The organism is Streptococcus phocae (assembly GCF_001302265.1).
Taxonomy (GTDB): Bacteria; Bacillota; Bacilli; order Lactobacillales; family Streptococcaceae; genus Streptococcus; species Streptococcus phocae.
Genome location: NZ_LHQM01000013.1, coordinates 19,079 through 43,065, shown reverse-complemented (window position 1 = coordinate 43,065; position 23,987 = coordinate 19,079). Strand labels below are relative to the sequence as shown.

Annotated in this window: 26 protein-coding genes; 2 read left to right on the top strand and 24 right to left on the bottom strand. The window is 39.8% G+C overall.

Going from position 1 to position 23,987, the window contains the following annotated elements; translation table 11 throughout:
• Positions 1 to 45: 45 nt before the first annotated feature.
• The gene (locus AKK44_RS04330) at positions 46 to 294 is read right to left on the bottom strand and encodes a DUF3165 family protein (protein ID WP_037596355.1); all 249 of its coding nucleotides are present in this window, start codon (positions 292 to 294) and stop codon (positions 46 to 48) included.
• 86 nt (positions 295 to 380) lie between these two features.
• Entirely contained in the window at positions 381 to 2,222 is a 1,842-nt protein-coding gene (gene typA / locus AKK44_RS04325) for a translational GTPase TypA (protein WP_037596352.1), read from the bottom strand.
• Positions 2,223 to 2,921: 699 nt separating this feature from the next.
• Here typA and AKK44_RS04320 point away from each other — a divergent pair.
• A complete protein-coding gene (locus tag AKK44_RS04320; protein WP_054278675.1) occupies positions 2,922 to 3,524 on the top strand; it encodes a hypothetical protein in 603 nt (200 codons plus the stop codon).
• A gap of 195 nt (positions 3,525 to 3,719) precedes the next feature.
• Here the strand turns inward: AKK44_RS04320 and AKK44_RS04315 are convergent, their stop codons facing one another.
• From AKK44_RS04315 to AKK44_RS04300, 4 genes are all read right to left on the bottom strand, one after another.
• The gene (locus AKK44_RS04315; protein ID WP_054278674.1) at positions 3,720 to 4,100 is read right to left on the bottom strand and encodes a rhodanese-like domain-containing protein; all 381 of its coding nucleotides are present in this window, start codon (positions 4,098 to 4,100) and stop codon (positions 3,720 to 3,722) included.
• A 9-nt stretch (positions 4,101 to 4,109) separates the two neighbouring features.
• Positions 4,110 to 5,081, bottom strand: a complete 972-nt coding sequence (locus tag AKK44_RS04310; RefSeq protein WP_054278673.1) for an ROK family glucokinase — start codon at positions 5,079 to 5,081, stop codon at positions 4,110 to 4,112.
• Positions 5,074 to 5,289 carry a YqgQ family protein gene (locus AKK44_RS04305; RefSeq protein WP_037596346.1) on the bottom strand — a complete coding sequence of 72 codons (216 nt, stop codon included), beginning with the start codon at positions 5,287 to 5,289 and terminating at the stop codon, positions 5,074 to 5,076. The genes AKK44_RS04310 and AKK44_RS04305 overlap by 8 nt, the downstream gene beginning before the upstream one ends.
• A gap of 171 nt (positions 5,290 to 5,460) precedes the next feature.
• Complete coding sequence (locus AKK44_RS04300; RefSeq protein ID WP_037596344.1) at positions 5,461 to 5,991, bottom strand: Dps family protein; 531 nt, start codon at positions 5,989 to 5,991, stop codon at positions 5,461 to 5,463.
• 208 nt (positions 5,992 to 6,199) lie between these two features.
• Between AKK44_RS04300 and AKK44_RS04295 the strand changes: the two genes are divergently transcribed.
• On the top strand, positions 6,200 to 6,814 hold the full coding sequence (locus tag AKK44_RS04295; RefSeq protein WP_236686656.1) for an A24 family peptidase: 615 nt from the start codon (positions 6,200 to 6,202) through the stop codon (positions 6,812 to 6,814).
• A 55-nt stretch (positions 6,815 to 6,869) separates the two neighbouring features.
• Here the strand turns inward: AKK44_RS04295 and AKK44_RS04290 are convergent, their stop codons facing one another.
• The 18 genes from AKK44_RS04290 to AKK44_RS04210 all read right to left on the bottom strand — a co-directional run bounded on the left by AKK44_RS04290 (position 6,870) and on the right by AKK44_RS04210 (position 23,923).
• Entirely contained in the window at positions 6,870 to 7,991 is a 1,122-nt protein-coding gene (locus tag AKK44_RS04290; RefSeq protein ID WP_054278671.1) for an ABC transporter permease, read from the bottom strand.
• Positions 7,988 to 9,115: a SagG family ABC transporter permease subunit gene (locus AKK44_RS04285; RefSeq protein ID WP_054278670.1), complete on the bottom strand. Its 1,128-nt coding sequence runs from the start codon at positions 9,113 to 9,115 to the stop codon at positions 7,988 to 7,990. Before AKK44_RS04285 ends, AKK44_RS04290 begins: the two co-directional genes overlap by 4 nt.
• Before the next feature lie 8 nt (positions 9,116 to 9,123).
• Entirely contained in the window at positions 9,124 to 10,047 is a 924-nt protein-coding gene (locus AKK44_RS04280; protein WP_054278669.1) for an ABC transporter ATP-binding protein, read from the bottom strand.
• A 29-nt stretch (positions 10,048 to 10,076) separates the two neighbouring features.
• Positions 10,077 to 10,742 carry a SagF family protein gene (locus AKK44_RS04275; protein WP_054278668.1) on the bottom strand — a complete coding sequence of 222 codons (666 nt, stop codon included), beginning with the start codon at positions 10,740 to 10,742 and terminating at the stop codon, positions 10,077 to 10,079.
• On the bottom strand, positions 10,739 to 11,398 hold the full coding sequence (locus AKK44_RS04270; protein WP_330218225.1) for a CPBP family intramembrane glutamic endopeptidase: 660 nt from the start codon (positions 11,396 to 11,398) through the stop codon (positions 10,739 to 10,741). The genes AKK44_RS04275 and AKK44_RS04270 overlap by 4 nt, the downstream gene beginning before the upstream one ends.
• Positions 11,379 to 12,737, bottom strand: coding sequence for a YcaO-like family protein (locus AKK44_RS04265; RefSeq protein WP_054278666.1), 1,359 nt, complete (start codon positions 12,735 to 12,737; stop codon positions 11,379 to 11,381). Before AKK44_RS04265 ends, AKK44_RS04270 begins: the two co-directional genes overlap by 20 nt.
• A gap of 4 nt (positions 12,738 to 12,741) precedes the next feature.
• On the bottom strand, positions 12,742 to 13,809 hold the full coding sequence (locus tag AKK44_RS04260) for a streptolysin associated protein SagC (protein ID WP_054278665.1): 1,068 nt from the start codon (positions 13,807 to 13,809) through the stop codon (positions 12,742 to 12,744).
• On the bottom strand, positions 13,809 to 14,753 hold the full coding sequence (locus tag AKK44_RS04255) for a SagB/ThcOx family dehydrogenase (protein ID WP_037596220.1): 945 nt from the start codon (positions 14,751 to 14,753) through the stop codon (positions 13,809 to 13,811). Before AKK44_RS04255 ends, AKK44_RS04260 begins: the two co-directional genes overlap by 1 nt.
• A 376-nt stretch (positions 14,754 to 15,129) precedes the next feature.
• Positions 15,130 to 15,273, bottom strand: a complete 144-nt coding sequence (locus AKK44_RS08655; RefSeq protein WP_330218226.1) for a streptolysin S family TOMM toxin — start codon at positions 15,271 to 15,273, stop codon at positions 15,130 to 15,132.
• A 417-nt stretch (positions 15,274 to 15,690) separates the two neighbouring features.
• On the bottom strand, positions 15,691 to 16,194 hold the full coding sequence (locus AKK44_RS04250; protein ID WP_054278664.1) for a VanZ family protein: 504 nt from the start codon (positions 16,192 to 16,194) through the stop codon (positions 15,691 to 15,693).
• A 7-nt stretch (positions 16,195 to 16,201) separates the two neighbouring features.
• A complete protein-coding gene (gene rlmN / locus AKK44_RS04245; RefSeq protein WP_054278663.1) occupies positions 16,202 to 17,302 on the bottom strand; it encodes a 23S rRNA (adenine(2503)-C(2))-methyltransferase RlmN in 1,101 nt (366 codons plus the stop codon).
• Positions 17,303 to 17,305: 3 nt separating this feature from the next.
• Complete coding sequence (locus AKK44_RS04240; RefSeq protein ID WP_054278662.1) at positions 17,306 to 17,935, bottom strand: YutD family protein; 630 nt, start codon at positions 17,933 to 17,935, stop codon at positions 17,306 to 17,308.
• Positions 17,936 to 18,204: 269 nt separating this feature from the next.
• The gene (locus AKK44_RS04235) at positions 18,205 to 19,170 is read right to left on the bottom strand and encodes a substrate-binding domain-containing protein (protein WP_054278661.1); all 966 of its coding nucleotides are present in this window, start codon (positions 19,168 to 19,170) and stop codon (positions 18,205 to 18,207) included.
• A gap of 57 nt (positions 19,171 to 19,227) precedes the next feature.
• Positions 19,228 to 20,169 (bottom strand): ABC transporter permease subunit, encoded by a 942-nt coding sequence (locus AKK44_RS04230; RefSeq protein WP_054278660.1) that lies wholly within the window; start codon positions 20,167 to 20,169, stop codon positions 19,228 to 19,230.
• A gap of 1 nt (position 20,170) precedes the next feature.
• A complete protein-coding gene (locus tag AKK44_RS04225; protein WP_054278659.1) occupies positions 20,171 to 21,649 on the bottom strand; it encodes a sugar ABC transporter ATP-binding protein in 1,479 nt (492 codons plus the stop codon).
• Between the two features lie 13 nt (positions 21,650 to 21,662).
• Positions 21,663 to 22,061 carry a D-ribose pyranase gene (gene rbsD / locus AKK44_RS04220; RefSeq protein WP_037596234.1) on the bottom strand — a complete coding sequence of 133 codons (399 nt, stop codon included), beginning with the start codon at positions 22,059 to 22,061 and terminating at the stop codon, positions 21,663 to 21,665.
• On the bottom strand, positions 22,036 to 22,947 hold the full coding sequence (locus tag AKK44_RS04215) for a ribokinase (protein ID WP_054278658.1): 912 nt from the start codon (positions 22,945 to 22,947) through the stop codon (positions 22,036 to 22,038). Before AKK44_RS04215 ends, rbsD begins: the two co-directional genes overlap by 26 nt.
• Positions 22,940 to 23,923 (bottom strand): LacI family DNA-binding transcriptional regulator, encoded by a 984-nt coding sequence (locus tag AKK44_RS04210; protein WP_054278657.1) that lies wholly within the window; start codon positions 23,921 to 23,923, stop codon positions 22,940 to 22,942. Before AKK44_RS04210 ends, AKK44_RS04215 begins: the two co-directional genes overlap by 8 nt.
• Between the last annotated feature and the right edge of the window lie 64 nt (positions 23,924 to 23,987).

Here is a 23,987-nt window from a genome sequence, read left to right as displayed (position 1 = left end):
TTGAGTAAATACGCAAAAGACCAGGAAACTACTCCTGGTCTGTGATTACTTTTTAGACTTTTTAGGCATCTTTGAAAGATCTTTCAAAGCATAGTATCCCAATACCATCATGGCAAGGCCGACAAAAATCTCTGGCGGGGTTTGCATTATTTTTATAAAACTGAGTCCTGCTAAAACAATCAGCAAGGCCACAAGTCCAACCAGGCCAATCATTCCAAGCGTGTTTTGAACACTTTTTGGCGCCATGAATAGGTAATAAGAAATGATTAGGATGGCAATGATCAAATAAAACACGTTCGTCCCCTTTCGATTCTAGTAGCAACAAAGACGTCAAGAGACCTTCTAGAAATCTTCGTATTACCTGTTTCAGTCCTTAGAGCTTACTCAGATGATTTTTTCTTTTTGCTAGCTTTGTCACGCGCTGCTTTATTTAGGATTTGTTTTCGCAAACGAATCGATTCTGGAGTTACTTCCATGTATTCGTCATCGTTCAAGAATTCAAGTGATTCTTCAAGCGTCAGAATACGTGGCGTTTTAATCACAGAGGTTTGGTCCTTGTTAGCAGAACGAACATTGGTCATTTGTTTTGCCGTTGTGATGTTCACACCTAGGTCGTTATCGCGTGAGTGTTCACCGACAATCATTCCCTCGTAAACTTCAGTTCCTGGGTTAACAAAAATAGTTCCACGTTCCTCAACACGCATGATTGAGTAAGTTGTTGCTTTACCAGTATCAATAGAAACCAAGGCACCACGATGACGTCCACCAATCTCTCCAGAAACAACTGGGAGGTATTGGTCAAAGGTGTGGTTCATGATACCATAGCCGCGTGTCATTGATAGAAACTCAGTTGAGTATCCAATTAAGCCACGAGCTGGAATCAAGAAGCTAAGACGTGTTTGACCATTCCCAACAATTTGCATGTCAAGCATGTCACCCTTACGCTCTGAAAGCGATTGAATTATAGCCCCTTGGTATTCTTCCGGGGTGTCAATTTGAACCCTTTCAAAAGGCTCACATCTTACGCCATCAACCTCTTTGATAATAACTTCTGGACGTGACACTTGTATCTCATAGCCTTCACGACGCATGGTTTCAATCAAGATTGACAAATGCAACTCTCCACGACCAGATACTCTCCATTTATCAGGAGAATCTGTCGCTTCAACACGAAGGGACACGTCTGTTTGCAATTCAGCAAGTAAACGTTCTTCAATTTTACGAGAAGTAATCCATTTTCCTTCGCGACCTGCAAATGGCGAGTTATTAACCAAGAAAGTCATTTGAAGAGTTGGCTCATCAATACGAAGAATTGGTAGCGGATCAATGGCATTGGTTGGTGTGATGGTTTCCCCGACAAAGATGTCTTCCATCCCTGAAACGGCAATCAAATCACCCGCTTTTGCTTCTTGGATTTCACGACGTTCAAGTCCAAAGAAACCAAACAATTTGGTAACACGGAAATTCTTTGTTGATCGGTCTAATTTAGAAAGCGTTACGTTATCGCCAACTTTGATAGAACCTCGGAAAATACGACCAATCCCGATACGTCCCACAAAATCATTATAGTCAAGTAGTGACACTTGGAACTGAAGTGGCTCGTCTGAATTATCCACAGGTGCTGGAATATGCTCGATAATCGTATCAAAGACAGGTTCCATTGTTTTGATTTGATCAGCAGGATCATCTGATAGTGATGACGTTCCATTAATCGCTGACGCATAAACAACTGGGAATTCTAACTGTTCGTCATCAGCACCAAGCTCGATGAACAATTCAAGCACTTCGTCAACAACTTCTGCTGGACGTGCTGAAGGTTTATCGATTTTGTTAACAACAACAATCGGGATTAAATTTTGCTCTAAAGCTTTTTTCAAAACAAATCGTGTTTGAGGCATTGTTCCTTCGTAAGCGTCTACGACAAGCACAACCCCGTCAACCATTTTCATGATACGTTCAACTTCTCCACCAAAGTCCGCATGGCCTGGTGTGTCCATGATGTTGATACGTGTGTCTTTATAAGACACCGCAGTATTTTTAGCTAGGATGGTAATCCCACGCTCTTTTTCGATATCGTTGGAATCCATCGCACGCTCTTGGAGTTCTTTACGCTCATCTAGTGTGTGTGATTGTTTTAGTAATTCATCAACGAGTGTAGTTTTTCCGTGGTCAACGTGAGCAATGATTGCAACGTTACGGATATCTTCTCTAAATTTTGTCATTTTTTCCTCTTGTAGCATAAATATTTTTAACTAGATAAGTATAACACTTGCTGATTAAAATTGCACGCATTTTCCCTAAAAGGCTCTAAGTAAACGTTTTGATTAAGTGGTAATTCTTTCTTTTAATCATTAAAAATCGAGTTTTACGTAATTTTTGACCCCTTTTTAGCACCCTTTTAACTGCGTCCATATATCATCCAGCAACTCTAACACCACAATATCACAGTTCTAATTCCCTCGTAGGGTAATCAGGAATCACTACCTTTTTATCTGTTTGTAACACCTCTAATCTGTTACATTTTAGACATAAAAAAGATGCATTTAATGATTTTGCTTTAGCTATTGAACCTTTTCTAACTCTGATTTATCTATTAATAGATAAATCAGAGTTGAAGAAAATACATCCGAAGCTATTAAACTTCATAATAATCCTTACAGTGAAACTCTTAAAAACGAGTGCCGATAGTGCACATTTGTACCAAATTGCAGAATCTTAATCTATTTTGCTTTACATCATTTTCAACCCCTCTATAAACTTTCTTTACGCGCATCCATAATTTCCACAACTCTTCTTCTATGGTATAATTTAAATGAAAATGAATAGAAGAACTAATCTAAAACCCATTATCAGGATTTTAGATTTATATATACGTGTAATGCTTGAACCACGTTAAAAGCAAGCTGAAAGGAGATGTTTTCATGGAAAACAAAAGTGAGAAAAAGATGTTGGGAATTTTAGCTATTATTTTGGGCATATTAGCTTTATTAGGATCTTGGATACCGATCTTAAACAATTTATCGTTCATTATTGCGATACCAGCTTTAATACTTGGTTTTACTTCCTTAATAATTAATAGAAAAAACAATAAAATGTTATCTATAATTGGGATTATTCTTTCAATTATAGCAATAGCTATTGTATTAGTGACGCAATCAATGTACGGAACAGCTTTAGATAAAGTTAGTAAATCCGTCGATAATTCTGTTAAAAAAGTTGATAAGAAAATTAAAGATGATCAAAAGAAAGCCGAAGAATCTTTCAAATGGAAAAAGTCAGATTATGATGGACTTATTGTTGGCGACTCTTTTAGTGGTGCAGGTGGAACAAATTACAACGACGTTTTAGCTAAATTTGGAGAACCAAAAAATAAATCAGAATCAACATCAGGAGACTATACTTCTATGTATGTTACATATGACAATATGGGAGCATCTGATTATAAAAGTGTTAATTTAGACTTTGTCAAACAAGAAGATGGGAATTGGCTACTATCTCACAAAAATTCTAATGGTTTAGAGTAAACAAAAAATCTCTATCCCTATACTCAGCTTTAGTTGGTGAGAACGTGAAGTTAAATGAGTCTAGTACAATAAAGAGACCTACTTTAAAGTAGGTCTCTTTATTGTACTCATGAAAACTCAAAAAGCTAGGTATTGACGGAATAATTCTCATCGATTACCTAACTTTTTATCATCATTTTTTTGGCTTTTGATGACTTATTTTACTTTGCCATCCCAATAATCTAGACCATCTTTTAAAATATAGATATCTGTAAAGCCTGCTTTTCTTAATCGTTTCGTTGCTTTAATGCGGTATTGAGGCTGCATGTTTTCATATAAAAGCACCGGCTTATCCTTGCGTAAGGCTGTGATGGAGGCTGCAAACTGCTGTGGAGGGAAATTTCTAGCTCCTAAAATGTGCTTATTCTGAAAAGCCGAAGGCTCTCTCAAATCGATAACTTGGCCTTTTCGCATCAGTTCTTTAAATGTGTCGTTGTCAATCTGCTTAGCCATTTTTTTAAAGGTAAAGTAATTCCAAATGTAATAAGCTATAATGGCAACTATTAAAGCCCATCCAATAACTGTAAGTGGTGACATCGCTAACTCCTATTCTGCTATAAACTGTCTCGCTAGACTAGCTGCTCCAATAATACCGGCATCGTTACCAAGCTCAGCAATTTTAACTTTGGTTGATTGCTTAACTTGTGGGAATGTGAAGGTCATAAAGTATTTCTCAATACGTGAGCGCAAAAATTCTCCCGCTGCTGAAACACCTCCACCGATAACAACCGAATCAGGGTTTAGAATGTTTGAAATATTAGCAGAAGCCAAACCTAAATAATAACTAACTTTTTCTACCACAGAATCGGCAAAAGCATCGCCTGACTCTGCAGCCATAAAAATATCTTTACTCGTAACAGTGTCACCATTATCAATGGCAGCCTTGATAGGTGAATCGCCTTCATAGGACTCCGCTAACAAACGAGCTACTTTGACCACACCAGTAGCAGAAGCCACAGTCTCTAAACAGCCGTACGACCCACAGGTGCACAAAAAGCCATTTTGTGGTTCAACGATGATGTGACCAATTTCGCCACCTGCACCAGCTACTCCGTGGATAAGATTGCCATCTGCAATGATGCCTCCTCCAACACCGGTTCCTAAAGTCATAAAGACAACATCAGGATTATTTTCGCCAGCACCTACCCAACGTTCGCCAAGAGCCGCTACATTAGCATCATTATCAATCGCAAAGGGAATTCCTAGCTCTTTTTCAATGACTGAGCCGACTTCTTGGGTGCCTTTCCAATTAAGGTTAAAGGCTCCTGTGACCGTATTTGAGTCTCTGTCCACAGCTCCTGGAGAGCCCATGCCAATTCCTACAAAATTGTCTTTTGTTAGCCCATACATCTCCAAACGGTGCTTCAAAGAAGCAATGATGTCTGGCACGATGTGCTTACCGCCATCTAAAACATTTGTTTCAATAGCCCATTTTTCTTGCACTTCTCCATCAAGGGTCAAAACACCAAATTTAACAGTTGTTCCCCCTAAGTCAATCCCAAGTAATTTTCTAGTCATTTTTCCGTCCTTCTTTTTCCATTTCTAGTTTATGCTCACGTCGCAAAATCAGTTCTGCATGAAGATAATCATCTTTTTCTAATAGACCATTATCATACAGTCGTTTAAGCTCTATCTTCATCATCTCAATGTCATAGAGACGTTTTCCGATATAGGTAAAAATGCCAAACCGTTTCAATAATTGCTGCACATCATATAATGTTTTCATATAAAGTAAATTTTAGCAAATTATACTAAAAATTTCAAGATAATAGTGCAATCGCTTTCTGAATTTTTAGGATTATTTTCTGTTTCTGCCCTTTATTTGGACACGTCACAAAAAAGGAGGGGCCCTTCAGGCTCCTCCTCAGTCTTGTTAACAATGTCTTAAATCGTAAAATTAGAAGATTGCTGGACCTTGTCCACGTTCTGCTTGTAGCATCCAAATGATTTTTTCAGCGTCAGTTTTAGCTGCGGTGAATAGGTCATTAGTAGCGTCATCGCCTTCTTCTTCAGTAATGGTCAAACCAACTTCGTAAAGGCTGTTAAGGTATAGGTAAACCTCAACTAATCTTGCTAAGTGTTGCGCCATTGATTTGTCAAAGCTTCCTTTGCTCTCATCTAGTTTAGAGTGTTGTGTAAACTCTGCCAATGTTGAATAAGGTGCACCACCAATAGTGATCAAGCGTTCGCTCATCACATCTAGGTTTGCGTTCAAACCGTCTAGCAATTCATCCATTTTTGGATGAAGATACAAGAAGCCTGGACCACGCATATACCAGTGAATTTGATGAACAATAGATGCCGCTACTGAAAGATCTGCTACTGCTTGATTTAAAACAGCTTTGGTTTTTTCATTTTTTGAAGCTTCTTTTTTTGAAATGTTATGTGTTATTGAGGCATAGATATTTTCAACAAGTGTGTTTGTCATAGTCATTCTCCTTATGTTATCGTAAAAGGGCATGAATCGGATGTTCAAGGGGTCACATAGCAGCTATTGCCACCGTGTTTAGAGCCCTATCATCGCAATTCGACACTACGAAAACGCTCTTAATTAGAATCGTTATCGTTTTATAAGTCTATTGTATAACGATGCTCAAAAAAATTCAAGTATTTAACTTATTTTCGAATAAATAGTTATGGAAACTATTTTTATCTTTTATATCGGCATGCTTTTAGGCAACTGGTTAAGAGGCATTTGGTACTGGTTTTCGGACAATGCAACCAAAACAATCCTTACCTCAATGCCTAACAAGCTTTCTTTTTGGTGTCGCCCATTTACCAATTGCTATCGTAAGCCCCTTGTTTTCCCAAACTTTTTAGAAGTCATTACTGGCTGTCTTTGTGTAATGACTCTTTGGGGCTATTTGTCTCTGACAGCACTTTATCTGGTCTGTTTGTCTCTGCTATTGAGTTTATTTGACTGGACAGCTAAGGAGTATCCTTTGGCCCTTTGGCTGCTGAGCTTCACTGCTCTTTTGCCTTTTTACACCATCAATGCAACAGCTTTAGGATTTTTGATCTTGGCTATGCTTGCTTGTCTAATTCCTCTGCAGATAGGTGCAGGAGATTTTTTATACCTAGCCACTTTAGCCTTGGCTATACCGTTTATTTCTCTAATTTGGGTGGTTCAGATAGGAAGTCTAACAGGTCTGATTTGTTGCTTTTTCTCTAAAGCCAAATCAATTCCTTTTATTCCTTATCTAACGTTTGGTTTGGTTACAAGTCTTGCATTTGAGCTTTTGTTGCTCTAACCTAACAAATCAAACAAAAATCACCAAGTGTCTAGTGCACTTGGTGATTCAATGTTTATTGAGTGTTTTGCGGTTTCATCAGTAAACTAGAAAACACAATCAAACTTGCTGACATCACTCCTAAAGCAAGCAAGTAAGGAGCTACTGCAACGATATTGGCTCCAGACTGATAGCCTTCGATAATAGACAAGACCCAATTTTGTGGTAGTAATTTCCCGATAGCCTGCATGTAGGGTGGCGTGATGCTCAACGGCCATAAACACCCTGCCAACATTGACGAAGGCATGATGATCAAATTGGATAATTGGCTACTTTGTTGGGGATTTTGCGACACCGCTCCAACAAATAGACCAAAGCCTATCGACAATAATGCATATAAATAGAAAGTAAGCAGTAAAATATACCAAGGAATGTAGAAACTAATGTTTATTACTTTCAAAACACCAATGATAATGGCAATCTGTATGGTATAGGCCAAGAGCCCCAGACAAACATAACTCAAGAGGTATTGTAATTTGGTGATTTTAGTCAATATCAAACGGTCATATAGCCGACGGTTTTTGTCGGTGAGGATGGCACTATAAATTACACTAGAACTTCCCAACATTAAGATTAACAAAAAACCAGTACTTCTAGCTGAGACCGATTTGCTGTGCGAGCGGTCTGCCAGTTGTTTTTTTGTAACACCGTATGGCAAAGCCTTATTCTGTTTCAAAATGTTGTTAAAAATAGTCTTATCCCCTTTAGCAACATCGCCTATGGTATTGTAATATTCTAACAAATAGTTAACGTGTGCTTTGAACCACTCTGTCGTCTGACTTCCTGCAACAGCCTCTAACTGTAGCTTTTGTGTTTGCCCTGTCAGCACCTTGTCTTCAAAGCCTTTGTCCAGTACTAAAACAGCCTCTAGCGATTTGTCCTGAAGGTACTGATTAATGGCTTTTTCATCTAACTTGGTATAAATATCATATTTTTCATTGTCTTTGATATGATTCACAAAAGTTTTTGACACGCGACTATTGTCCTTGTCTAAAATCCCTATTTTAGCGGGGACATCCCCTCCAAAACTCAGCGATAAGGCAAGCAAGGTAGTCAAAATCGGTAGAAAAATAAAGGTCACATAGCTCGATTTAGCACGGCATTTCTTGATGAAAAGTGTCTTAATAAAGGCTATCATAGCGTCACCTGCTTTCTCATGCTAAATAAGGCAAATAATATAAAGCAGGTGCCTACGCCCACATTAACCGCAAGGGATATGGCAATGGGGTTAAAGGAACCGCCAAAAATAAGGTAAAAGAGGCTGTCGTTCATCCATTTGATTGGTGATATCATTGCCAGTTGATTAAGCAACGCGCTATTAAATACGCTCAAAGGAATGTAACTACCACCTAAGAATGCAAAGATGGGAATCACAACATTTGATGCTGCAATGAGAAAGACATCATTGCGAATGCCACTGGCTAGCCCAATACCTATAGCTGTTGACAAGTAAACCAAGGAGCCTATGAGTCCCATAATAGCTAGGGGACGATCTCCCCAATTGACCTGCATGGCAAAGCGGGTAAATAGGTATAAAAGAGTCAGTTGGACACCTGTCGCAAGCATACCGCCAATTAATTTCCCCAGTAAGACATTGGTGCTTGAGACACCTGTTAAGCGAATACGACTCAAGGTACCTTTTTGGTAATCAACCAAAACCAAGTTCATGGCTGACATTATGCCATAAAATGTAATCATCGTCACCATAGAAATGGCAAAATAATCAGACGATGTCATGTTTTTATTAACCTTGGTTGACCGCACAGTGACATAATCAACTGTTCTAGTCTTGACTTTAGCCAAGAGTTGCGGATAAAGGGTTTCAATCGAGTCATAGGTTTTGGCGTTTTCAACATAGGTATCTACTAACATATTAATCAAATCAGCATTTTGCTGATTAATGCGATTGGTAGTCACATTGATGGTCTGGTTTGGCTTTACTTCCAGGACTGCCGTTAGCGAACCTTCCTTGACGTCTTGCTTGTCAGCTGCAAGGTTTTTGCTCGGTTTAGCCTCTAGGCCTAACTCTTTATGAAGTGATTTTAAAAACGTCACAAAGCCCTCTTGGTAAGCTGTTTTTTTACCTTCTAGTTGATAGTGTACCTTCAATTTAGGAACTGCTGTGGTCGTACTAAAGCTTGATTTAAAAGCAAAACTCAATATCAAAATCATCAGGATTGGAAAAACAACCATCATGATAAAAGCAGTTCGGTTTCTAAAGATTTGAAGGCTTTCTTTTTTGATTAACTGAAATAAAAGCATAGCAACCCCTAATCTCTCAATTTTTTACCGGTTAAGTGTAAAAAGATTTCTTCTAAATTAAAATGGTTATTTCTGATTTCGCTAAATCCGATATCATTTGCCAACAAATAATCAATAACTTCTGGTATCGTGTCATTGCTGATCATCACCAAGGTTTCATTTTCTTTTTCCACTAATTGCCAGTTAGGCTTATTGATTTTTTGGACAGACTCTTTATCGGTTAGAGTGACAAAAATATGACTAGGAACACTCTTCTTATAGCGCTCTTCAAGGTCTGCCTTACTGCCTTCTTCGATAACTTTGCCATGATCCATGATATAAATGTAATCACAAAGTGCTTCCACTTCTTCCATATAATGAGTGGTATAAATCACGGTAGCGCCTTTTGCATTTAAACTGCGAATAGAGTCTAAAATATGATTTCTAGATTGTGGGTCAATCCCTACAGTTGGCTCATCAAAGATAATCAATTGTGGCTTATGAACCAAGGCACACGCTATATTTAGTCGTCGTTTCATTCCTCCTGAAAAGTGACTAGGAAATTGATAGGCTTGGTCGGTTAATCCAACAAAAGCCAAACTATCAAGAACACTCTCTTTTAAGTTTTTTCCTTTTAAGCCGTACAAAGCTCCAAATAAAGCCACGTTTTCATAAGCTGTTAAATCAGAATAAATAGCAATATCTTGGGGAACATATCCAATTTGTGAACTAATTTTTTTGAGGTCTTTGACACTATGCCCTAATAAGCTAATGTCTCCAGAAGTCAGTTTGGTCAGACTTAACACGAGATTAATCAAACTCGATTTCCCAGCACCATTAGGTCCTAAAAGCCCATAGATTTTCCCTTTTTCTAGCGTCAAAGAGACCTGATTCACGGCTTTTGTTCCGTTAGAATAAGCTTTGCTTACATTTTTTATTTCTACAATACTCATAATTTTCCTTTTCTAATCCGCCAAAAAACCTACTCCTTAACGCTAATGAACGTGTAGGTCACAAGTAGCAGGATAATAGCGCTCAATTCGCCATATAAGACAGTCGCTGTCAAGACCCATAAGCCAATGACTGAAAAGAGCATCACAGCTAAGACCTTAGCCACTCCTCCTCTAAAATAAACAGCCTTGCTAATGGCATAGAGTAAAATGACTATCCCCATACCCGTCATATTATGTGCTAAAGTACCTCTCAAAAAAACAATATACAGGACAAAATCTCCTATAGTTGCTAATAAGATAAGAAGTATACTCAAGCTTGGGTGATTTCTATCAAAACTGAGCCAGCGCATCTTTTGAAATAACAAGCGACTATCTGTTTGCAAACAACCATCAACAAAAAGAATCAAAAGCAAGAGTGTCATCTCGACTAATGCCACTAGATATAGCAGTAAAAACACTAAAAAGTGCCAATCATAGGACCAACTGCCTAAAGCTATCTGACCTGTTTGATGCAGCAGAAAACCTATTGCAAGACATTGACAACTAATAAGAGCTAAGTCAACCATTTGGTCATATGATGCTAAATCCACCAATTTGAGGTGACCACGTCTTAAAAAGCGATTCGATGGTCTTCGTAAAACAAGGGTAGCACCTGCTAACAAAAGGAGCACAATCATTAATGAAGTAAGAATCATTGCAACCTCCTCCTTGCTTGATAAAGGCTGAGGCCTCCTACTAATAAATTACCACCAACGTGTACAATGAGAACTGACCAAATACTCATGGTCATGCCGTAAATGATGCCATAGCTCAACCCAGTCAATAACTTAGAATAAAAAATGGCACTCCCCATCAGAAGGTGGTTTAAGGCATAGCATAAAGTGCTGATTAAAATGACCAAAATTAACGGCAAATGCCATATTCTTAACAGAATGCCAAACCAAAGCCATCGATACGTCACTTCTTCAAAGGCTGCCAAAGTCAAGGTACCTATCAAGCCTCCGATGCTAGAGCTCGTTCCCATAAAAGATAACTTTAAAGGAAGCAAGCGCCTTGCTTTTTTGCACTGCAAAGCATGCAAGAAACCCACTTCTAGCACAAAGACCACAAGAATAAGAGTGACTGAAATCACTAGCTCTGCCATTGACAAACCAGGCTGTTGTTCAAAAAATGCCGGGCTCAAAAAGGCAATACCTAACAAAACCAAGCCATAGTAAGCGTTAATCGCTTTTAAAAAACGCTCGAGATTAAACCCATAGTCAGAGGCTGTTTTTCCAAAAATAGCCTGCATCGCAATAGACGGCGCTAAGGTAGCAAGTAAACCACAAAGGCTAAGGCATAGGATGGACATGCTCATTGGTCACACCTCCGAAGGCTTTCATACGTGGGTGATTTGCAAAAGGAAAGGCAGGAATGCACATTTCAAGTAATTCTGGCATCAGAACACGTGTCACACACCAGCCCTTTTCAACGGTTTCTGGCGGTGTCATGTCTAAAAAGACAGCTTCTGGACTGACTTTTTTAGTATAGGCTAACAATATTTTTAAGTCATCTTTTTTAGACTGCCCACTATTATCTTTGAACGAACTCAGACTGACCTCTCCTGAGATGAGTGGCTCAAAGGCTTTCCATTTTTCCTCTAATTGTTTTGGATGGGCGTAATAAAACACATTGCTGTCCAAGTCTAAAAACTGCGGTTCTGGGCTCTCAATCTTTGACAAGGATGGTCTATTATACAACAAGCTATAATAATAACTATAGCTAATCGCAGATGCTTCCATGATGCCTCTCAAAAGCGTTTCTTTTGGGTCAAGACCTGCTTGAACCCCAAAAAGAAGATAAGGAGCTTCTTGATGTTTATTTTTTAAAATAATGCCAAAAGTGTACAGAGGGTTGTCCTCACCCACCGTCATATCGATAGGAATAATCTCGTAAAGGCTATCAACTCCTAATCGCGCTTCTTCTAAAAGTTCTAAGACGTCTGGATCATCTATGTGAATGCGACGGCAAGGTTTTTTCGTGTGCCAGCTCAACATCATAGAATCAATCTGAAGATACTCAATCAGGCTGTTACACATTGCCGCCTCAAGGCTTTTATGAGACGCTGTACCTGTTGAAAATCCTGGGATAGCATGCACCTCCCCAGCGTCGTGATTAGGAGTGTAACCCACGCACAACATTTGCACAGGAACATACATGTCCTCATCTTCAAAGAGCATCGGGCATTTTACCCAACCTAGGACATCATCTTCAGTGATGACTTTTTCACACATGTTCATGCCAAAAGACTTGCTTCTTTCAATTTGCTCTGGTGTAAACACCCTCAAATAATCCAAGGACATGACCCGATACGACTGGCTCAATTCACGATAAGAAGCATAGATAGTTCTTTCAGATAATAGTTCTCCAGCGATAATAGTGGCATAACGCTCAATGCTCTCCCCAAAATATTTGATGAGTGCTTCTTCGTAATGGCTGCCATAACCAATGATATGATAGGCCACTTGACTATCGTCACCAATGAATTGCTTGTGGTAGTCAGGCATTTGTCCAGTCACACTTTTGAGGTAAGCGTCATGACGATGGTTGCAAATAGGAGCTTGAGACTGATTTAAAATGCCTGTTCTATTGCCACTCAGGGTACGAAGTTCCGAAAACACATGGTTAAATGATGGGTAATATCTCAACATAGGATTACACCTCATCTTCTTTGAGCAGAGCTTTTACCACTTCTCGTGTTGCAATTTGCTGGTCTTCGTATTTGAGTTTTGCCAGTGCTCCTTGCGCTTGAGAGTTAGACATCTTCAAAATGTCTTGTACTTGGATTTCTAGTGTTGGTAAGTAAATGCTGAGGAGTCGTCCTTCAAACTTGGAGCTACCAGTACGAGCAACAAGAAAGGCTTCGCTAAGCAGGAGATTCATCAAAATGTTCAGTAACGGCAAAAAGGCTTGACTCACGGATTGGGTCGCTGGTAGCATCTGATTGGCAAATTGCTGGTACAAGGTATGGTCTTGTAGCCTTGCTAAGACGCGGCGCTCTAAGCTATCAAAATCTGCTGTTTTAGGTGGGTTCAAGGCACAAACATGGATAAAGGGACCGTCCACATAGCCTAGCAGTAATTGTTTTTTTAGTGCCACAATCACTTCATTTAAGTGGCGAACCATCGTGATGTTCAGCCGTTGTTGGCAAACCACGATGGCTTGGTAAGCAGACAGTTTGTCGCTCAAAAGGCGCATGTTTTGGCGATGTGTCAAGGCATCTAAACGTGATGAGACATCTGTTTCTTGAATCAGGTCCTTTAAGTCATCGCTAGCGACTTCAAGGCTGAGTCCAAGTTCTTTTGACAAAGCCAAGGCAGATGCATTGACAAAGTCAATATCGCTGATAAATAAAATAGGCTCAGGATTCATGGTTTTTTCAGGGCCTATCATAAATCTGAAATTCCCCAACAGGACTTTCATGATATTTTCTTGAAGATTATGAGCATCCTCATCCATCAAAAAATCACTGTAGTACAAGGCGTCAATAACCTCAGTTAATTTGGCAAAATCAGTTGCATCTAATTGACTTTCAAAAACAGATAAGTCAACAGCCTCTCCCTTGAATAGGTCTGACACAATGGTGCTTAAAACAGCCTTTAACTCTTGGGACTCTTGGCTCGTATCCAAACTAGCTTCGTTAAAATCCCAAATACCTTTTCTAAAACAAAAGGTTTCATTAAATTGGACAATGCGAACATTACTATTTAATTGATATTTCATTAAAACTCCTTATTTCCGACAACTGTCATGTGGATAACGTGTTGGCTCAACCCATCTAAACCTAGTTTTTCTTCTAAATATTCTTTATTATAGCCACCAATATCCAAGCTACCATAAACTAAGGCTAGGGCAGTCAGATGGATGTTTTGAGCAATTTCTCCTGCTTCGATAAAGGCATAAGCAGTCGCTTGATTTCCATATTTTCTAGTGTTTTTTAGATAATCATAAGCATAAATCAAAACCAGGTTGCTATCTTGGGCATTGATAGTGCCAAATTCTGCAAATGTCCTGATGTCTTCATCAGATAATTGGTGACATCTCAAGGCATGCTGATAAGGTAGGTACTCATAAAAGCCATCTGTTAACTGTTCTATATGACGTGCGTAGAAAAATAGCGTGATTGGGTACAAGCCACCTCCAGAAGCACAATTTCTCAGTGGTATTTTTTGATCACTACCTGGTTTGATGGCAACCTCATCGTTAACGCCACAGGCATAATACAGGAGATTGGCAAGGTCTTGTAAAGACATCTCTAGGTCTTTAAATTGTCGCTGGCTACGCCTTTTCACAATACAAGTCGATAAAGCAACAGAGAGTTTTTTAGCTTTTGGCAAGCTAATGATATGACCACTATCCTCGAAATACTGGCTACTGCTAAAGGTTGTCATCGCCGAATCCGTGAAGAACTCAGAAACACTCACTTCAAAGCCTAGGTAATCGTTGTTGCTTTTATAATTTTGTAGAAAGCGTTGACTCAAATTATCAAACTCATATGGCATCAAGTGCTGAGCAACGAGCTGTTTAGATGTTTTTAGCACCGTCTGATGATGGTAATCAGAAAAAGAAAAGTGATTGGTGTTAAATTCAAATAATTGGCGAGCATCCTCAACAGAAAGCTTAGCTTGTTCAGGGGGTGAGGACTTTTCTTTGGTAAAAAATGGCATAAGACTATTCCTAATTTTCGTTATTATAGATAATAGTAATGCGTAAGTATTCACAGACACTTACGCATTACCACTAACAATACCATGTTAAACCAGAACACCTCTCATCAAGGATTCTGACTCTCTCCATAACATTAGCTCATCAATTTGATATTGCTCACCAAACGGTTTGCAAATCTCCCAGAGAGAGATCTGGGGGGTGTGATATTAGCAGCTACAACCCATGTAACAAGGACACAATGTTGTCCTGTTGCCAGATGGGCTCTAGCACTAGCATCACAGGTAGTTATTAGAGGGCCTTAGTTAAAAACTCATTAACAGCTAGTTACTAACACATTTTCTGCTAAAGCCTACTAATAAACTGACTCAGGTAGGGTTATTGTTTAGGAAGTTGAAGACTTGGTGAACCTCCAGATGAACTACCACTACCAGTATTCACAGACACACAGCAAGAACAACAGCAACAACAGCAACAACCGCCTGGGGCAACTTGAGTTGCTTCAGCAACACTAGCAGCCATAACATTAGAATTTAATTTAAGCATAATGTTTCCTCCTTGCATTATTATCAATGTGGGTATCAATAAGTGATAGAAGTTAGGTAGACAATCACTATCTGATTTTTTTATTAACAGAAACCTCTGCTAGAGGGGCTTGTTAACGCTCAGGTATAAGATGGGTGTAAAACAATGACTAGCTGTACTTTTACATCTCAAATCGATGCTTACCTATCTCCTATCACTTATATTATAAAACTTTAATGTAACTTTGTAAATAATTTCACAACAAAAAAATGATATTCTTTGCATTTTTTAACTAAGTTTAATTTTAATAATTTTTGTTTAAATTTTATTTAATTACATGTGTATTTTTATTTTTTCTGAAATTTTTGTGCAAAAAACACCCTGTGCAAGACAAGGTGTTTGGATTAACTGTTTTTAGTTTTGTAAGGTTTTAACCAAAAAATGGTAACTGTAGTAAGCAAATAAAGCGCCCAAGGCATTGGTCCAGAGGTCATCGATTTCAAAAACACGGTTGGCATCAACTAGAATATCTAATATCAGCTGGGTCACCTCGATTCCAAGACTCATCAAAAAACCTAGCTGAAAACTCTTAACTGCACTGTGCCACTTTTTTGATAAACAATGGGTTAGAAAAACCGTTGGGTAAAGCAAAAAGATGTTCATGACGTTTTGTGACAGTATCCATAGCACCTCTGACAAATCCTTGAGTTGTCCCAAAGACCACAGGCTGTTTAAAGGAACCAGCAAAAGACGAAGACGACCAATAGCTAACACATTGGGTGTTTGAATCCCTTGAAACAGATGAGGTTGTGGAGTGAAACACAGACCCATCACGGCAAGAATCGACACCAGCCATAAAACTAGCAATTGCTTTTTTTGCTTATGATTAGGGCTAAGAAATCCTGTTAAATCTATCATGGGCTGCTTAAGCTTTAGCTGTTTGAGCTTTAGCTGTTTGAGCTGAGTCTTGTTTCTCTTTTTTCATTGTGTTTGAGCGCAATTGCCCACAAGCTGCATCAATATCCGTTCCATGCTCTTGGCGCACAACACAGTTAACCCCATTTTTCTTCAACACATCGTAAAAGGCTGATACGCGTTCTTTAGGGCTTCTGCTATATTGGTCATGCTCTGAAACAGGGTTGTAAGGAATTAAATTCACATAAGATAGCTTGCGAATATTCTTGGTCAAATCTGCCAGTTCCTGAGCTTGTTTGACGCCATCGTTCACTTCATTTAGCATGATGTACTCAAAGGTGACACGACGATTAGTGGTTTCAATATAGTACTCAATGGCAGCAAACAGTTTTTCCAACGGGAAAGAACGATTGATACGCATAATACTTGAGCGCAACTCATTGTTTGGCGCGTGCAAGGATACCGCCAAGTTCACTTGAACCCCTTCGTTTGCAAAGTCACGAATCTTGTGAGCAAGACCTGAGGTAGACACGGTAATGTGACGAGCTCCTATGGCTAAACCATTGTCATCATTAATCGTGCGAAGGAAACGCATGACATTATCGTAATTGTCAAACGGCTCTCCAATCCCCATCACAACAACGTGGCTGACACGTTCGTCTTGAGCACGCTCGTCAAAGTATTTTTGCACCATCATGATTTGCGCAGTGATTTCTCCGCTGGTCAAATCTCGCTGTTTTTTAATCAAACCACTGGCACAAAAAGTGCAACCAATGTTACAGCCTACTTGAGTGGTCACACAAACAGAGTGACCATAGTGTTGACGCATCAAAACCGTCTCAATCAGCATGCCATCTGGCAGTTCAAACAAGTACTTGACAGTACCATCTGCTGACTCTTGAACAATTTTTTGCTTCAATGGATTGATGCAAAAGGCATCGGATAATAAAGCAATGAAGTCTTTTGAGATATTGGTCATGTCCTCAAATGATTGCACTCGCTTTTTATAGAGCCAGTCCCAGATTTGAGTTACTCTGAATTTTTTTTGGCCACGCTCAAGTGCCCAAGCGATTAACTCGTCACGTGTTAAGCCGTAGATTGATGGTTTCATGAATCAATTGTCCTTCTTTCTGATAATAAAATGGTCAGACTTGCCTTTAGCTGGCTGTTGGGTAGGTTGACTACGCTTTGGTTTAGCAGCTGGTTTTGAAGACTCTTTTCGTTTTTTGCTAACAAAGGTCTGCTTTTCAAGCATGCTTTCTTTGGTTACTTTTTTTGACTTGACGTTGACAACAGGTCCTTTGCTATCTTTACCTTGCCCTTGCTGAGGCTTTCTGCGGTTAGCCTTGGAGCTTCTGCGACGTCTTGGTGGACGCTCTTCTTCATATACTATTTCTTTTGGCGTCGGATTTTCCAAAACAAAGTAAGCACAACCAAAATTGCAAAATTCTTTGATGTAATCTTCTAAGCGTGAAATACGACTTGTTTTTTTGACATCATTTTTGTCTTTGTAAAAGCCTTTTAAGCGCAATTGTTCATTGCCCCAGTCGCCTACAATATAATCATATTTTAGTAAAATATCTGTAAAGCGCTGCGAAAAACTTGTGGTGTTAAAGGCATTTTTTTCATTTTCTAATAGCAACAAGTCTATATCTGCCGCCTTAACGTGATTGTCGAAATGGACAAATTCTGGCCCAGGAAACTTATTGTAGTTATACATTTCTGGTGAAATTTCTTTTTTCATGCGACTCCTTTCTTAAGAATCGTTATTATTCATTGAGAGATTAGTGTTTTTGATTAGGTAACACATAATGGCATATATCCATGTGATGCGTCCGATTATCACCTTTAAAAATAGGGATTCGGTCAGACATTACGTTGACCATAACTGCTTTATTATACACTATTTTTTGATTTTTGTAATCAGATGCGCTGTCCGTACGGACACTCAATTGATTGAAGTGATAAAAAGAAGAACCTCACCGGTTCTTCTTTTTGATTTTTTATGAACACTTACCACTGATATTTCTTGACGTTCTCTTTAGTGACAAGAAAAATAGGTGAGATGGTTTTTTTCTTAACTGTTTTTCCTTGGTAGAAATCAATTGCTGCTTGGATGGCAATTTCTCCCATTTTTGCTGGTTGTTGAGCAATCGTTGCTGATAACTCTCCTTTTTCAATCGCTTGGTGAGCATCTGGTTCGCCATCAATACCGATGATCATAATGTTTTCAAGACCAGCAGCTTTGACCGCTTGTGCTGCTCCTAGAGCCATTTCATCATTTTGGGCAAAGATTACTTGAACATCTTTGTGCCCTTGAATCATGTTTTGTGCGGTATTTAGTGCTTTGGCACGGTCAAAATTAGCAGACTGACTAGATAGGATGTCTAGTTTTTCTTTGGCTACTTTGTTAAAGCCTTTTCCACGGTCAACAGTGGCTGACGCCCCTGGAACACCTGATAATTCAAATGCTTTAGCTTTTTCTCCGAGTTCTTTGACAATGTAATCAGCAGCCATTGCGCCAGCTTCCACATTATCTGAGGCTACGGTTGTCAATACCTCGCCACCATTACTGCCTCGGTCCATAAGGATAACTGGAATATTTGCTGTGTTAGCAGCTTTAATGACAGGAACAATGGCATCAGAGTCAACAGGATTAATCAAAATAGCGTCAACATTTTGACTGACAAAGGTTTGCACGTCATTAGCTTGGCGCGCAGCATCATCTTGGGCATCAGTAATCTTGATGGTCACTTTTTCTTTCTCGGCATAATGGCTTAGGCCATCTTTCATCGCAACAAAATAAGGGTTGTTGGTGGTTGAAATGGAAACTCCTAGCTTCAAATCACGGGCAGCTTTTTTCTGTACGGTTTTTGACTCCTGAGACGCATTTCCTAGACCTGTTTTTCCACAAGCCCCTAAAACTAAAACGACTGATAATAGCGCAGCCATTAGACCAATTCTTTTTCTAAGTTTCATGTTTTTCTCCTTTGGTTTAGTTGATGAATAACTTTTTTAAGGCTTTGAGACAACTCGTTAATTAACGGCTTTAAAGCGATCTAGTAACACCGCAATTAATATCACGACTCCTTTAACCACTTGTTGCCAAAAAGCAGACACGCCAATGATATTTAAACCATTGTTTAGCACACCAATAATCAAAGCACCAATCAAGGTTCCTAAGATGCGTCCTTTTCCTCCAGCAAGTGAAGTTCCTCCTAAAACAACCGCTGCGATGGCATCCATTTCATAGGTCGTCCCTGCTGTAGGCTGAGCTGAGCTCAAACGTGATGTGACAATGAGGCCAGAAATGGCAGCCATCATCCCTGAAATAGTATAAATCATCACCTTGACCTTGTTTAGGTTGACTCCTGAAATATATGCTGCCTTTTCATTGCCTCCTAAAGCATAAACAGACTTCCCAAAAGCTGTTTTATGAAGCAATACGTAAAGCAAGACAAAGACAATAGCCATCAAAATAACTGGAAATGGAATCCCTACCACGTAACCTTGACCTAAAAATTGGAACAAAAAGGAATCTGTTAGCCCTTTGGTCACTGGGTTTCCATTGGTATACACCAAGGTAGCCCCTCGGAAAATGGTCATGGTGGCTAAGGTAACAATAAAAGGCGCTAGCCTTCCATAGGCGATTAAGAGTCCATTAAGCATGCCTAATAGGGCACCTAGCCCGACAGCTAATACTATCGCTATAGGGACAGGTACTCCAGATGCGATAAGACCTGCAGATAGAGCACTAGACAAGGCGAGCATAGACCCTACAGATAAATCTATCCCTCCTGTCAAGATAACAAAGGTCATCCCAAATGCAATGAAGCCATTTGCCGTGACTTGTAACAATAAATTTAATAAATTATTAGTGGTTAAAAAGTTTGGATTCATTACCGTGATAACAACCATCAATCCAATAAGTGCCATCAAAGTGGTCAACTCTGACAGATATTTCATCACTTGTTTCACTTTAGTTTCCTCCTGTGGCTAATTGCATAACCTTTTCTTGACTAGCTTCTTGACGGTCTAGTTCTCCAGCAACTGTTCCTTCATGCATCACGATGATTCGGTCACTCACTCCCAACACCTCAGGTAAATCAGAGGATACTAGAATAATTGGTATGCCTCTTTCAGCTAATTCATTAATCAGTTGGTAGATTTCCCTTTTAGCCCCAACGTCAACACCTCTGGTCGGTTCATCTAAAATCAGAACCTTAGGCCCTATTCCTATCCACTTGGCTAAGACCACTTTTTGTTGATTACCTCCTGAGAGGTGACCAACAGGCAAATCAGGAGTTCCTGATTTAATTTGCAAGCGCGTGATCAATTGGTTAACAAAGCTAGTACTTGTGGCGTCATCAAAGAACCCATGAGGACTAAACTCTTTGATATTGGGCAAAATCATATTATCTTTGATGCTAAAATCTAAAACAAGGCCCTCTTCTTTGCGGTTTTCTGTCAAAAAGGCAACGCCTTGTTTAATGGCTTGCATTGGATTTGTAATTTCTAATGGCTTTCCGTCTAGCTTAACCTGACCAGATTTTTTCTGACTCATGCCAAAAATGGCTCGCATAACCTCCGTGCGACCTGCACCCATCAACCCTGAGAAGCCCAGTATTTCTCCTTTTTTAACCTGAAAGGAAACGTCCCTAAAGCCATCGCCAGATAGCTGATGAACTTCAAAAACCACTGGTCCAATAGAAGCTGTTTTTTGAGGATAATAATCGTTGATGTCACGTCCAACCATTTTTTTCACCAGCTCGTCTGGGTGTGTTTCACTGGTTGGCTTGGTGTCAACGATGACACCGTCTCGCATCACCGTGATAAGGTCTGTAATCTTAAAGATTTCTTCCATGCGATGTGAGATATAGACAATACCTACTCCTTTTTCTTTTAACCGTCGAATGACTCCAAACAATAGCTCCGTCTCACGCTCTGTCAAAGCTGCTGTTGGTTCATCCATGATTAATAGAGAAACTTGAGACAGCAAGCTCTTGGCAATTTCAATCATTTGCTGCTGCCCTACTGACAACCGTCCGATTTCTTTATCAAGTGGTAGATTGACACCTAATTGTTCAAAAGTCTGCTGTGCCTTTAACCTCATGGCTTTTTCATCTAAAAAGCCAAAGGCTGTCTTAAGCTCACGTCCTAAAAACAGGTTTTCTAAAACGGTCATTTCAGGCCAGGTGTTTAACTCTTGGTGAATAAAGCTAATGCCGTAATGCTCAGCCTCGCGAGGATTGGAAAATTGCATCTTTTTTCCATCAATTAGGATATCGCCTGAATTGGCAGGAAATAAACCTGTCAAAATGTTCATTAAGGTTGATTTTCCAGCACCGTTTTCCCCCATGAGCGCATGAACTTCCCCTGATTGCAAGACCAAATCAATTTTTTCTAATACCCTATTGTCCCCAAAGGATTTGGAAATATTTGTCATGCTGATTTTCATGATGCAATCCTTTCTAAATGGTGACTCCTGACTGTAAGATGACATTTGAATAGGGCGTATTTTCCCCAGTCCTTACGACTGCTTTGGCATTTTTGGTCAGGGCTTTTAGCTCTGCGTGACTGACATATTCTACCTGAACCTCCTCAGAAAGTCTCTCTAGTAACTGTTGCAGTTGCTTGGGATTAATGGTTTTGATTTCTTCAGCTAAAATCACCTTTTCAACGACAATATTGTCACAATACATGTCTAGAACTTCCTGAAAGCTCGGACTGCCAGGCACCACCGCTAAATCAACTTTTGGAACCCCGTCTGGTACAGGCAGTCCCAAGTCACCAATGCAAACCCAATCGGTATGCCCAAGATCAGCTGCCACTTTTGCCAAATGACTATTCAAAATCCCATGCTTTTTCATAAGCCTCATGCTCCTTCATGTCTGATAAATGCGGCATGCCATTTTGCGCGCCAAATTTTTGAACCGATAAATGGGCTGCCAAGGTCGCGAAACCTAGAGCTGAATCTAAGGAAAGCCCTTTTGAAATAGCATATCCCAAAGCACCATTAAAGGTGTCCCCAGCGCCGGTCGTGTCCAATGCCTCGGTTTTAATCGCTGGTATCTGTCGAATAGCATCCCCATCGCAATAGGTTGATCCTTGCTTGCCTAAGGTCACAATTAATTGGTTGGGGTAACGTTGTAATGCTTCCTCTAAAGAATATTCTGGGAAAAGTTCCTGAACCTCATGCTGATTCGGGGTGATATAGGTGACCCATTCCAACAGTTCAATATCAGTTTTTCGAGCTGGAGCAGGGTTGTACAGCACTGGGATAGCTCTATCATGACACCACTGTGCAATGTGTTTGTTGCTTTCGTGAGGGATTTCGTTTTGCAGAATCACCAGATCAGCCGCTCCAATGACGTCCCATTCTTTAGACCACAATTTAGTATCGACCTTGCCATTTGCTCCAGGACAGTAGATAATCCGATTGTCCTGCTGGTATAGGGTGATCTGAGCCATGCCAGATGACCCTGGTACCGTTCCCACAAGGTCAATACAAAGATTTTTTTCTTGTAAATTTTTCAATAATATAGGTCCAAAAGCATCTTGTCCGACAGCGCCTAACATGCTAATGCTATCATTATCTGAACTAAGACGACCAACAGCAACAGCTTGATTGGCTCCCTTGCCTCCAGGCAACATGGAAAAGCTGTCGCCAAAAACGGTTTCTCCCTGTTTAGGGATACGAGTGGTTTCCATGATTAAGTCCATGGAGATACTGCCGATAACAACAATATTAGTCATTTTTCCTCCTTAATGTCTCGCGTTCAACATAATGAACAGGTAGCCTCATCCGATGAGTCGGTATAGGCAAATGGTTGGCAATGTTATAAACCATTTCAGCAGCATAATACCCCATGAGATAAGATGATTGATGAATGGTTGATAGAGATGGGTAAATAAATCGACTCATCAAAATATCATCATAGCCGATAATCTGAACATCCTCTGGAATAGCTTTTTGCCTTGCGTGCAATTCATGGATATAAGCAATGGCATGGCTATCAGATGGTGCAATAATGCTATCAACAGCTGGGTATTGCGTGAGGTAGGAACTGGCTTCTAGCTGAATATGCTCAAAATCAAAGCTGTGACTATCACAGACACGAATCAAAACGTCTTTTCTTGTCAAATAATCTAAACTAGCTTGAAAACGCTGGCTTATGTTTTCTGCATTATCCAGAGGGCCCTTGATGAGGAGAACCTCTTTTGTCCCAGCCTGCCAAATTTTTTCAGCTGCCAAACGCCCCCCAGCCTTATTATCTGAAAAAACACCGTATCGTGTTTCTTGGTCAACCCGGTCAACCACAACCACCGGGATCGGTAAATCAGGATAACGCCTTGTAAAATCATGAGTGGTAATAATCCCTGATGCGTTGCTTTGCAAAAGGACGTGAACATACTCTTCTTCTAAAGCGTCACTGTCTGAAATGTTTCCTAGCATGACACGGTATCCCTTTTTTTTGAGGTATTCCTCGGCACCCCTAGCTAGACGCGGGAAAAAAGGGTTGGAAATATCAGGTAGTAATAAGCCAACCAGTTGATTTTTCTTCGTTTTCAACGACTGGGCCAACACATTTGGGCTATAGTGCAGTTTGTCAATTGCTGCTTGAATTTTTTGACTAGCCTCCTCTGACACATACCCTTTTTTTGAAATGTATCGCGAGACCGTTGACTTTGACAGTCCAGCTTCTTGAGCGACTTGTTTGATTGTTGCCAATACCCCTCCTCCTCTTTCGATCAACTATGGGAACGTTCTCATAAAGATATTGTAACCGTTTTCT

What these genes read in the sequence shown, in the direction of transcription:
- typA (WP_037596352.1), bottom strand. Translation starts at nt 2,222, where the DNA reads ATGACAAAATTTAGAGAAGATATCCGTAACGTTGCAATCATTGCTCAC.
- AKK44_RS04320 (WP_054278675.1), top strand. Translation starts at nt 2,922, where the DNA reads ATGGAAAACAAAAGTGAGAAAAAGATGTTGGGAATTTTAGCTATTATT.
- AKK44_RS04315 (WP_054278674.1), bottom strand. Translation starts at nt 4,100, where the DNA reads ATGTCACCACTTACAGTTATTGGATGGGCTTTAATAGTTGCCATTATA.
- AKK44_RS04310 (WP_054278673.1), bottom strand. Translation starts at nt 5,081, where the DNA reads ATGACTAGAAAATTACTTGGGATTGACTTAGGGGGAACAACTGTTAAA.
- AKK44_RS04305 (WP_037596346.1), bottom strand. Translation starts at nt 5,289, where the DNA reads ATGAAAACATTATATGATGTGCAGCAATTATTGAAACGGTTTGGCATT.
- AKK44_RS04300 (WP_037596344.1), bottom strand. Translation starts at nt 5,991, where the DNA reads ATGACAAACACACTTGTTGAAAATATCTATGCCTCAATAACACATAAC.
- AKK44_RS04295 (WP_236686656.1), top strand. Translation starts at nt 6,200, where the DNA reads ATGGAAACTATTTTTATCTTTTATATCGGCATGCTTTTAGGCAACTGG.
- AKK44_RS04290 (WP_054278671.1), bottom strand. Translation starts at nt 7,991, where the DNA reads ATGATAGCCTTTATTAAGACACTTTTCATCAAGAAATGCCGTGCTAAA.
- AKK44_RS04285 (WP_054278670.1), bottom strand. Translation starts at nt 9,115, where the DNA reads ATGCTTTTATTTCAGTTAATCAAAAAAGAAAGCCTTCAAATCTTTAGA.
- AKK44_RS04280 (WP_054278669.1), bottom strand. Translation starts at nt 10,047, where the DNA reads ATGAGTATTGTAGAAATAAAAAATGTAAGCAAAGCTTATTCTAACGGA.
- AKK44_RS04275 (WP_054278668.1), bottom strand. Translation starts at nt 10,742, where the DNA reads ATGATTCTTACTTCATTAATGATTGTGCTCCTTTTGTTAGCAGGTGCT.
- AKK44_RS04270 (WP_330218225.1), bottom strand. Translation starts at nt 11,398, where the DNA reads ATGTCCATCCTATGCCTTAGCCTTTGTGGTTTACTTGCTACCTTAGCG.
- AKK44_RS04265 (WP_054278666.1), bottom strand. Translation starts at nt 12,737, where the DNA reads ATGTTGAGATATTACCCATCATTTAACCATGTGTTTTCGGAACTTCGT.
- AKK44_RS04260 (WP_054278665.1), bottom strand. Translation starts at nt 13,809, where the DNA reads ATGAAATATCAATTAAATAGTAATGTTCGCATTGTCCAATTTAATGAA.
- AKK44_RS04255 (WP_037596220.1), bottom strand. Translation starts at nt 14,753, where the DNA reads ATGCCATTTTTTACCAAAGAAAAGTCCTCACCCCCTGAACAAGCTAAG.
- AKK44_RS08655 (WP_330218226.1), bottom strand. Translation starts at nt 15,273, where the DNA reads ATGGCTGCTAGTGTTGCTGAAGCAACTCAAGTTGCCCCAGGCGGTTGT.
- AKK44_RS04250 (WP_054278664.1), bottom strand. Translation starts at nt 16,194, where the DNA reads ATGATAGATTTAACAGGATTTCTTAGCCCTAATCATAAGCAAAAAAAG.
- rlmN (WP_054278663.1), bottom strand. Translation starts at nt 17,302, where the DNA reads ATGAAACCATCAATCTACGGCTTAACACGTGACGAGTTAATCGCTTGG.
- AKK44_RS04240 (WP_054278662.1), bottom strand. Translation starts at nt 17,935, where the DNA reads ATGAAAAAAGAAATTTCACCAGAAATGTATAACTACAATAAGTTTCCT.
- AKK44_RS04235 (WP_054278661.1), bottom strand. Translation starts at nt 19,170, where the DNA reads ATGAAACTTAGAAAAAGAATTGGTCTAATGGCTGCGCTATTATCAGTC.
- AKK44_RS04225 (WP_054278659.1), bottom strand. Translation starts at nt 21,649, where the DNA reads ATGAAAATCAGCATGACAAATATTTCCAAATCCTTTGGGGACAATAGG.
- rbsD (WP_037596234.1), bottom strand. Translation starts at nt 22,061, where the DNA reads ATGAAAAAGCATGGGATTTTGAATAGTCATTTGGCAAAAGTGGCAGCT.
- AKK44_RS04215 (WP_054278658.1), bottom strand. Translation starts at nt 22,947, where the DNA reads ATGACTAATATTGTTGTTATCGGCAGTATCTCCATGGACTTAATCATG.